At 59.6% G+C, this 9439-nt stretch carries 4 protein-coding genes; all 4 read right to left on the bottom strand.

The features are described from left to right. Positions 1 to 126 precede the first annotated feature (126 nt). The 4 genes from ACVWZ0_RS15265 to ACVWZ0_RS15280 all read right to left on the bottom strand — a co-directional run bounded on the left by ACVWZ0_RS15265 (position 127) and on the right by ACVWZ0_RS15280 (position 8983). Positions 127 to 1296 carry an HlyD family efflux transporter periplasmic adaptor subunit gene (locus ACVWZ0_RS15265; RefSeq protein WP_253459854.1) on the bottom strand — a complete coding sequence of 390 codons (1170 nt, stop codon included), beginning with the start codon at positions 1294 to 1296 and terminating at the stop codon, positions 127 to 129. Continuing rightward, complete coding sequence (locus ACVWZ0_RS15270; RefSeq protein WP_253459851.1) at positions 1293 to 3443, bottom strand: type I secretion system permease/ATPase; 2151 nt, start codon at positions 3441 to 3443, stop codon at positions 1293 to 1295. Before ACVWZ0_RS15270 ends, ACVWZ0_RS15265 begins: the two co-directional genes overlap by 4 nt. Positions 3444 to 3468: 25 nt before the next feature. Beyond that, complete coding sequence (locus tag ACVWZ0_RS15275; protein WP_253459848.1) at positions 3469 to 4821, bottom strand: TolC family outer membrane protein; 1353 nt, start codon at positions 4819 to 4821, stop codon at positions 3469 to 3471. Positions 4822 to 4894: 73 nt separating this feature from the next. Further along, a complete protein-coding gene (locus ACVWZ0_RS15280; protein WP_253459845.1) occupies positions 4895 to 8983 on the bottom strand; it encodes a BapA/Bap/LapF family prefix-like domain-containing protein in 4089 nt (1362 codons plus the stop codon). Between the last annotated feature and the right edge of the window lie 456 nt (positions 8984 to 9439).

Below are 9439 nucleotides of genomic sequence, written 5' to 3' on the forward strand. Positions count from 1 at the left end.
GCTTTTTTTATGGCCGCTATCTGCAGAACGCCTCGCTGTTTCTACGGTTATAATTAAGGCCAAAAAAAACCGCTGAACGGCGAATGATAAAAGTTTATTTCATTCACTATTCAGCGGCGTAAGTAATTATCTTTCGCGCAGCGACTCTTTAACCTTATTCAGCGGCTTAACCAGGTAATCCATGACCGATTTCTGGCCGGTTTTAATTTCAACGTTCGCCACCATGCCGGGCACGATAGGGAATTTTCTGCCGGCCTTATTGACCAGCTCCGCCTTCTGCGTACGTACGTAAACGCGATAGTAATACTGGTCGCGTTTAACCTCGTCCTGCAGCGTATCCGGCGAAACCGTCTCCACTTCGCCATCCAGATTGCCGTAGATAGAAGAGTCGTAGGCGGTGATTTTGACCACCGCAGGCAAGCCCGGACGGATATAGGCGATATCGCGCGGGTTGATGCGGGTTTCAATCAGCAGCTGATCCTCCAGCGGAACAATCTCCATCAGCTTACCGCCCGGTTGCAGCACACCGCCGACGGTGGTGACCTGGATATCTTTGACGATGCCGCGCACCGGCGAATAGAGCGTGGCGCGCGTCAGCTGATCCTCTTTACCGGTCAGTACCTGGAGCTGAGCATCCAGATCGGCATTGTTTTTAACCTGTTCCTCGCGCGCGCGTACCGCGTAGTCATTTTTTGCCTCGTCGATCTTACCGCGCAGATCGCTAATCTGCCGACGCAGCCGGATCACCTCCACCTGCCCCGCCGCGCCTTTCGCCACCAGCGGCTCGGTCATGCGCAGCTCGTCCTGCACCAGCTTCATCGACTGGGTAAGGTTGCTGACCGTTTCCGTGAGGTTGCGCCGACGCGACTGGAAAAGCTGCGTCTCGCGCGCCACCAGCTCCGGCTCCTTGAGCGTTTCAGCGCTGAACGCCAGCGGCGCGCCGGTCAGTTCAGCACGCAGTCGTTCCGCCGAGGCGCGCAGCGTACGGGCTTTAGCTGCCGCCTCGCCAAAATTGGACTGAAAGCGCGTGGGGTCGAGACGGCCCAGCACCTGGCCCTTTTCGACGATATCGCCTTCATGCACGTTCAGCTGATTGACGATGCCGCCGTCCAGGCTGTCGATAATCTGCGCGCGGCTGGACGGCGTGACTTTACCGGTGCCGACCGTGACCTCGTCCAGAATGGCGAAGTGCGCCCAGACAAAAAAGATCACCAGCGCGGCGGTACAGAGCCAGATAATAGCCGAGGTGCGCTTTTCGTTACGTTTCAGGCTGCGGTCGATCAGTATCAGGCTCATGCTGCGTCCCCCTGTCCGCCGGTTTGCTTCGCCGTCTGCGCGGCGGCGGCGCGTAAAATATCATCGCGCGGGCCGTCCGCCACGATGCGCCCGTTATCCATAACGATAATTCTGTCCACCAGCTTCAGCAGCGCCGGACGGTGCGTGACCAGCACCAGCGTGCGGCCCGACAGCCAGCCCTGCATCTGCCGGATCACATACTCTTCCAGCGCTTCATCCATCGAGGCGGTCGGCTCGTCCATCAGCACCACCTGCGGCTGCCGCAGGATCATGCGGCTGAGCATCACCATCTGCCGCTGCCCGCCGGACAGGCCGCGCCCGCCCTCGTTGATAATACGGTCAAGGCTGGACGCATCCTGCTGCACCAGGCTCAGCGCGCCGCTGACCTTCAGGGCCTGGAGCATTTCCTGCTCGCTGGCGTGCGGATTGCCCAGCATCAGGTTTTGCCGCAGCGTGCCGAAAAACAGGCGCGAGTCCTGCGACAGCCAGCCCAGCTGACGACGCAGATCTACCGGATCGATGCGCTGAACGTCCACGCCGTCGACGATCACTTTGCCCTGCGTTGCCCGCGCCTGCCCGGCCAGCAGCTTCAGCAGCGTGGATTTCCCCGCGCCGACCTTACCGAGGATCGCCACGCGCTCGCCCGGCTTGATTTGCAGCTGGTTGATGGTGACCACGTTTTTGACGTTTTCCTCATCGTAGCTGTACTGTACGCCGCGCAGATCGTAATGGCCGGTCAGCGTCGGACAGTGCGCCATTTCGCCCTCTTCCGGCTGATCCAGCGGTTTTTTCAGCAGCTCATCCAGACCCGCCATCGCGGTTTTGGCATGTTGCCAGCGCGAAAACACCATGGTCAGCTGCATCAGCGGCGCGATGGTGCGCGATGAGAGCAGACTGCTGGCGACCAGCGTCCCGGTGGTGATATCGCCGTTCAGCACCAGGTAAACGCCGAACACCAACATGCTGGCATAGGTCAGCTGCTGCACCGTCGAGGCCCAGCCGGTCAGCCTCGCGCCCCACAGCCTTTGCTGCATGCCGATAGTGGCGCTGACCTCATGCGTCTGCTCCCACTGCCGCTGGAAATAGGGTTCCGCCTGTAAAGATTTGATATCTTCGATGCCTTCGATGGTTTCCACCAGCACCGCGTTGCGCAGCGCGCCCTCGCGTAGCCCCTCTTTCGCCAGCTTCGCCATCGGGAACTGTACCAGCAGCCCCGGAATAACGATCAGCGGGATCGCCAGCAGCGGAATAATCACCAGCGGGCCGCCGATAAAGCCCATCAGGCATAAAAACAGGATCACAAAAGGCATATCCGCCGCCGCGCCCACGGTGGTCGAGGTCAGCAGCTCGCGAACCTGATCGATTTCACGCAGCTGCGAGATAAAAGACCCGGTGGATTTTGGCCGCGCTTCGTTGCGAATATTCATCGCACGCGCGAACAGCATGGAGGAAACTTTCAGATCGATGCGCTTTCCCATCAGATCCGAAACCTGGGTGCGCATCAAACGAATCACATATTCGATGGCGGCGGCAATCAGCACGCCGGCGAACAGTACCCACAGCGTCGGCTCCGACTGCGCCGGGATCACGCGGTCATAAACCTGCATGGAGAAAAGGATGCCGGCCAGCGCCAGCACGTTGCCGACCACCGAAGCCAGCGAAATCTCCATGATGCGGCGGCCCATGCCGCGAAAGTTTTCCCAGAACCAGTGCTTTTTGTACGGCTGCACAAATTCGTCGATGCGCGCGTCGCGTCCGCGCGCCGCCACGCCGACAATGCCGACCTGCTCCTGGCTTTGCGCCAGCAGCACCGCCAGCTCGCTTTCCCGCACCACGTCGCCGCCGTCGCTCAGCCAGTAGCGCGCTTTGCCCTCCGTATCGATGGTTTCCACCACCACCACGCTGCCGTTTTCCATAATCAGCACCACCGGCGTCACCTCCTGCCGCCAGCGAATTTTATCGCGCGGCATCATGGTCAGATGCAGGCCCAGCAGGCCCGCCAGCCGTTCCAGCTGCTGCGCGGGCGTCAGATGCTCGAACCAGCGCATCTGCTGACGCAGCGTGGAGCCATCCGCCGGTTTGCCAAAGCGCGCCGCCACGCGCAGCATCGCGTCAATCCAGTTTTCAGTACTAGCGGTTTTGGTCATAAGTACGGCCTTATCTTGTTTGGCATCAGAGCGATGGCAGGGTTTGTCCGCTGGTGGCTTCACGATCGATGCCCATAATATCCAGCAGGTTGTCGACGGCGGAAGCGTAGCGCACGGTGGCGTCCCAGCCGTCGTAAAGCGCGGTCAGACGGCTGCTGTCAGCCTGAAAGACATCCTGCTCAACGCTCAGTAAATCGTTGAGGCTGCGCTTATTTAATTTGTATTCGTCGGCGTAAACCGAGCGGGTGTGAGCGGCGCTGCTCAGCTGCTGCTCGCCTGCCGTCTGGCGCTGCTGCGCGCCAATCATGTCGGCATAGGCGGTGGAGGCGCTCTGATTGATATCCAGCTTGGACTGTTCGACGGCGGCCTGGGCCGCTTCGCGGTCGCCTTCCGCCGCGCGGGTTCTGGCGTTGACCAGACCGCCCTGATAAAGCGGCGCTTCTACCTGAAGCTGTAGCTCATCGTCCCAATAGGATCGGGTGGCGTTTTCATAACGCGTGCGGCCCGCCTGCACTTTGATGGTCGGCCAGTGGTTAGAGGACGCCTGGCGAACGCGTTCGATCGCCGCTTCCTGTTTGGCCTGCGCGCTGCGCACCGCCGCGCTTTTTTCGTAGGCGATCCTGTCCAGCGTGATCTGCTGATTCAACAGCGACTGCGGCAGCTCCGGCAGCGCGCTGGGCACCACGCCGGTCAGCACCGTCAGCTGCGCCAGCGCAGAGCGTTCTGAAGCGCGGTACTGCTCCATCGTCGCGTGCATCCCGGCGATGCGGGTTTCCGCCTGTAGCACGTCCGACTGCGAGCTTAACCCCGCGTCGGCGCGCATATGGGCGATGTCCTTGACATGTTCCAGCGAGGCGACGTTGTTTTTGGCCGCCTCCACCAGCGCCCGGTAGCGTTTGACCTGCAAATAGGCCTGTAGCGTATCCTGCGCCACCGTGGTCATGGTGTCGTAAAGGGCGAAGCGATAGGCTTCCGAGAGGTGATGCTGTTCGTCAATAGCGCCGCCGGTGCGGCCAAAGTCATACAGCAGCTGGCTGAGGGTAATGCCGCCAGAGCCGTTGTTGTTGAGGCTGCCGGAGGAGTCGGTGGTATGCGATCGTCCACCGGTCGCCGCCAGGGAAATTTGCGGATACCAGGCGCTTTCGGCGGCATCCAGATCGGCCTCGCCCACGCGGATTTGCGCGGCGGCCTCGGAGATTTTTGGGTTGCGGGCAAAGGCCCGGAGGATAGCTTCACGTAGCGTCAGCGTTGAGATTTGCTCCTCGGTGGGAGCGGCACGCCAGTTAAATTCCACTTTCTGCTGCTTTGCTGCCAGCGCATTCTGTCCCACGGTGCCGCACAGCGCGGCCAGGCACAAAGATACCCACACTTTCTTCATCCTGGTCCTCTCTTCCTTCTTCCTTTTTGGTGAAAAAACGGCCGGTGCGGCAACCCCGCGCCGGCCTGTTACGTCAGGCAGTCTGTACCTGTAGATTATGTTGAATTAAGACATCCGCCAGCGTGCCTTCATGGCTTGCGGAGGAATTGTGATAGAGATCAAACTGCTGACCGGCGATCGTCTGCATACCGGCCTCGTTCCAGACGCCGCCTTCGGCGGTGCTCAGCGTCACCGCGCTGCCGTCCGCGCCTTTGATGGTCAGCGCCTCGCTGGCGTTGTCGGTCAGCGCCAGCAGATCCTTTTGCCCCAGCGTAAGGCTGTTGCTGCCGGAGGTGCCGAGGTCGATCGTTTCAACGCTGCCAATCTTCAGGCCCAGCGAGGCGAAATCCAGCGCTTCGTGCGCACCGCCCAGCACCAGCGTGTCGTGACCGGCGCCGCCGTTCAGATTGCTGAGCAGATTCAACGTGGAGAGCGTAAAGGTGTCATTGCCCTCGGTGCCAGCGGTGGGAGCAACGCTTTCGACGTGGCTGGCTACGGCCGGTTCGCCGCCGGTAGCGCCGCTTTCCGTTACGGCTGCCGCGCTGCTCTCGTGCGCATCCGTGGCGCTGGCGTGACTAACGTCATCCAGGGGATTAGCCTCCGCAAGCAGGCTAAACGTACTTTGATCGGCCGTTTCTACTGTGGCTGGCGCATCCGGCAGAGTGACGCTATCCCGCGTCTCATACCAATGGCCCGCCGCGTCCTGATAGGAGACGTAGAAGCCAGGCGTAGAAGAAATGGAGGTATATTCGCTTACCGGCACCTCGGAGGTGAAAGTGCCGTCCGCCGCCACGTTGATATCATAGTAATTAAGCAGCTCGCCGCCATAAAACGACAGCTTGTCTACGGGGAGCGGTTCGGTCACCGTACCGCTGATAAGGTAGTAAGCATTATCGTCGTGATAAACAACATCTTCTGGCGTCAGCGCGTTAAACGTCAGCACGGGATCGCTACTGTGAAAATGCGACAGCAGCAGGACGTCGCGGCTGGCGCTGGCATTGCCGCCCGCGCTTTCAACGCTGACCTTAAGGTTATAGTAGCCGTCCGCCGTCGCCTCTATATCCGCTGAAGGGATCGTGGCCATCCAGTGATTGGCGTAGACATAGCCAGTATAGGTTTTGTCGGCCAGGGTAATGGTGACTTCGGTGTCCGTATGCAGACCCCAGCTGTCGCCGTGCAGCTGGACATCATTCTGATAGTTGGCGTAATCAACGATATCGTTGATTTCCACCGTATCCATGGTCAGCGTTGGCTGCACGTCCGCCGCATAAAGCTCCACGCTTAGCGACGCGCTGTGTTCATGCCCGGCCGAATCCTGCACGCTGGCGAGTATCGTGGTATTACCGGCGGTCAGCTGCTTAGCGTCGTTCTCGTACAGCCAGGTTGTCCATTCGCCGTTCTGCCCTACGATAACCGAGCCGAGTGCAAGCGAGCCGATGGACACGGTAACCCTGGCCCCCACCTCGCCGGTTCCCCTGATGGCGTAATCATCGGTAAGGGTGTTGAGATTGACGCGGTTGTCGTCGGAGAGGCTGTTAATGGTGACGGTCGGCGACGTGCTGCCGCTGTAAAAGTCCAGCGCCAGCGAACTGGAGCCGACGTTTTTCGCCATGTCCGAAATCGTGGCCTGTAGCGTGTAGTCGCCCGCGGTCAGCTGCTGCGCCTGCTGCGGCGTCAGCGCCGCCTGCCAGGTTCCGTCAAAGCCGACCGTGGTGTGCCAGGTCAGCGCGCCCAGCGTCAGGGTCAGCGCATCGCCCGCATCGCCCGTGCCGGTAAAGAGATAATTTTCGGCGATCTGGTTGAGATTGATGTGCGTCCCGTCAGCAGGGGTGTCGATAGCCGTTTGCGGCGTGCTGACGTCGGTAAAGAAGTAAGCCTGGGTGCTACCCGTTTCGCCTTCCGCGTTGCTGGCGGTCACGGTGATCCAGCGCTTGCCGGTATTAAATTCGCTGTGCAGCAGCGTTTCGGTATTCAGATCCAGACGCCAGTTCCCATCGTTGGTCACCGCGGCCTGGTAGTCCACGCCGTTGATATTCACCGTAACCGTCTGGCCGCTGCCGATCGCGCCGGTCGTGCCGACCAGGGCCTGACCGTCAAGCTTTTCACTGCGATTCAGCCAGCCATCGCCAAAAGGCGTATTGATAGTGGGATGCGGCACGGCGGTGGCGGCCAGCAGCACGCCGCTACTGTCTGCTTCAGGCTGGGCAGCGGGGATCGCCTGCCCGGCGGTCGCGGCTGCGGCTGCGGCGGCATCGTCGGCGGAAACACTGTCAACAGCCGCAGCGGGCGTCACCGCGCCGTTGTAAAACGTAATATCCTGCGTCTCCGTGCCAACGTTTTTCGCCGGATCGGTCACGCTGGCTTTCAGCGTATAGTTGCCCAATTGCAGCTGCTGCGCCTGCTGCGGCGTGATGTCTACCCGCCAGGTGCCGTCGAAGCCGACCAGCGTCTGCCAGGTCTGGGTGCCCAGCGTCAGCGTCAGTCCGTCGCCCGCATCGCCCGTGCCGGTAAAGGCCAGGCCGTTTTGCCGGGCGCTATTCAGGTTGATATCCGTGTTCGACAGCGTATCGACGCTGACATGCGGCGTACTGATATCGGTAAAGAAGTAGGCGCCGGTCTTACCGCTTTCGCCTTCGGCATTAGTGGCGTAGACGTTAATCCAGTGCTTGCCGGTAGAGAAATCAGTGCCCATCAGCTGGGCGGAGGTCAGCGCCAGGCTCCATTTACCGTCGTCCGCCACCGTTGCCTGATAGCGGCTGCCGCTGATATTGATCGCTACCTGTTGACCGCTGCCCGTCACGCCCGTGGTGCCGCTCAGCGTTTCGCTATGGGTTTTCTCATCGTGATTCAGCCAGCCATCGCCGAAAGGTACGGCAATAGTTGGCTTCGGCGTAGCGGTCGCGCCGCCGCCCGTTTCCGGCGGCGTGGTGCCTGGGTTATCCGGCGGCGTACCGTCCGTTGGGTTTTCTACCGGCGGAACAGGAACCGGCACTTCCGCGCCACCGCCGCCCGTGCCGACCGGCGTCTCCAAATCGGTGGTAACATAAATCTGCTGCTCGAACCAGTTGCCCGCGCCGTCCTGCACGCCCAGCACCAGCGCGTTTTGCCCATGCTGAGTATGGATATCCTGGGAAGTGAGCTGCACGCTCCAGCTGCCGTCCGCATTCAGCGTGCCGGTACGATAGCTCTCGATCTCGCCCTTAACGGCAAACATGGTCAGCGGAAAAGGCGTTTGCATCGTGCCGGTCACGGTGTAGATCGGCTCGCCGTTTTGATAAGTCACGTCGGCCAGCGTCAGCTCATCGGTGGTGACCAGCGGGATGCTGCTGTTGTAGTGGCTGATAAGCAGCAGATCGCGCGTGGCGCTGACGCTGTTGCCGCTGGCGTCGGTGGCGCTGACGGAAAAGGTGTAGCTGCCGTCTTTGATCGCCGCCAGATCGCTGTCGCCAACCTGCACCGACCAGACGTTGTTATTGACGTAGCCGGACCAGGTTTTACCATCCAGCGTCAGCTCTACCCGCGTGCCGGAGGCCAGCTGCGTGCTGGTGCCGGTAATTTCGACGCCGTAAACGCCCTCTTTATAGTTAACCGCGTCATCGCCAGAAACCGGATTGATGGTCAGCGTCGGCAGTGTGTTCGAGGCTTCTGCGGTAACAGCGCCGGTGCCAGGCGTTGGCGAAGGCGTTGTGGGAGTGGTGGTGACGGCCGCTGCTACGCTATCAACAGGCACGGCCATATTGTTAACAATCAGCGTGGAATCCACTGTTTCGACGGCTGCCGGCACCGCAGCCAGCGTCGGCGTCAGTGTGACGGTTGTTTCAGCCTCATCTGCTTCGTTTGCGAACAGCGCCTGCTGCTGCGTAGCGCCATCCTGAAAAATCAGCTGGCTTTGCGATTGTGGATCGGTACTAAAAAACTGCTGAAAACGCGAGACGCCGCCATCCTGATACAGGATCAAATCGCTGCCCTGCCTCTGCCAGGCAGAAACCTGAGAAGGCGCGCCCTGTAAGGTGACGATACTGGGTTCGCTGAGGGTGTAAGCCTGTGAATCGTTTTCGACGAGCAGTGTTTCACCGCTTGCCAGCGACACGATATTGACGCGGCCTGAGCCTGAATACGCCATAAAAATCCCCTTGTGCACCAGTTAAATGAGTAAAGTGACGCCGCGTAAAAGTAAAGATTTACTTTACTTAAAGCGGACATGCAGCGGCCAGCGCCTCAAAAAAGGTGCCAGGCCAGACCCGGTGCTTTCTGGATTTACAAAATAATCCACAACAAGGCTAATGGTAAAAAAAATTTCCAAAAAAAATGCTAACGACAAGGCGAGGATTTTATTTCGCCGGCAAAAAAAAACAGTACCACTCTTTGCCATAACCGAGATTCGGCCCGACTTACCACTTTTTACCTCAATAACTTATCGTCAAAAAAAGGCGAGCAGTCGACGCTGGATAGTGGATAACCTAGTCCGCTAATACACACTTTACTACTGGCGTAAATCTGGAAAGTGGTTCCAAACGGCAATTTTTTCTTATTAATGTCTTTAACGTCACTTTACGCAAAAATGACAAAACCTCGCCAT

The sequence above is a fragment of the Erwinia sp. TECH1 genome (assembly GCF_054057575.1).

What these genes read in the sequence shown, in the direction of transcription:
- ACVWZ0_RS15265 (WP_253459854.1), bottom strand. Translation starts at nt 1,296, where the DNA reads ATGAGCCTGATACTGATCGACCGCAGCCTGAAACGTAACGAAAAGCGC.
- ACVWZ0_RS15270 (WP_253459851.1), bottom strand. Translation starts at nt 3,443, where the DNA reads ATGACCAAAACCGCTAGTACTGAAAACTGGATTGACGCGATGCTGCGC.
- ACVWZ0_RS15275 (WP_253459848.1), bottom strand. Translation starts at nt 4,821, where the DNA reads ATGAAGAAAGTGTGGGTATCTTTGTGCCTGGCCGCGCTGTGCGGCACC.
- ACVWZ0_RS15280 (WP_253459845.1), bottom strand. Translation starts at nt 8,983, where the DNA reads ATGGCGTATTCAGGCTCAGGCCGCGTCAATATCGTGTCGCTGGCAAGC.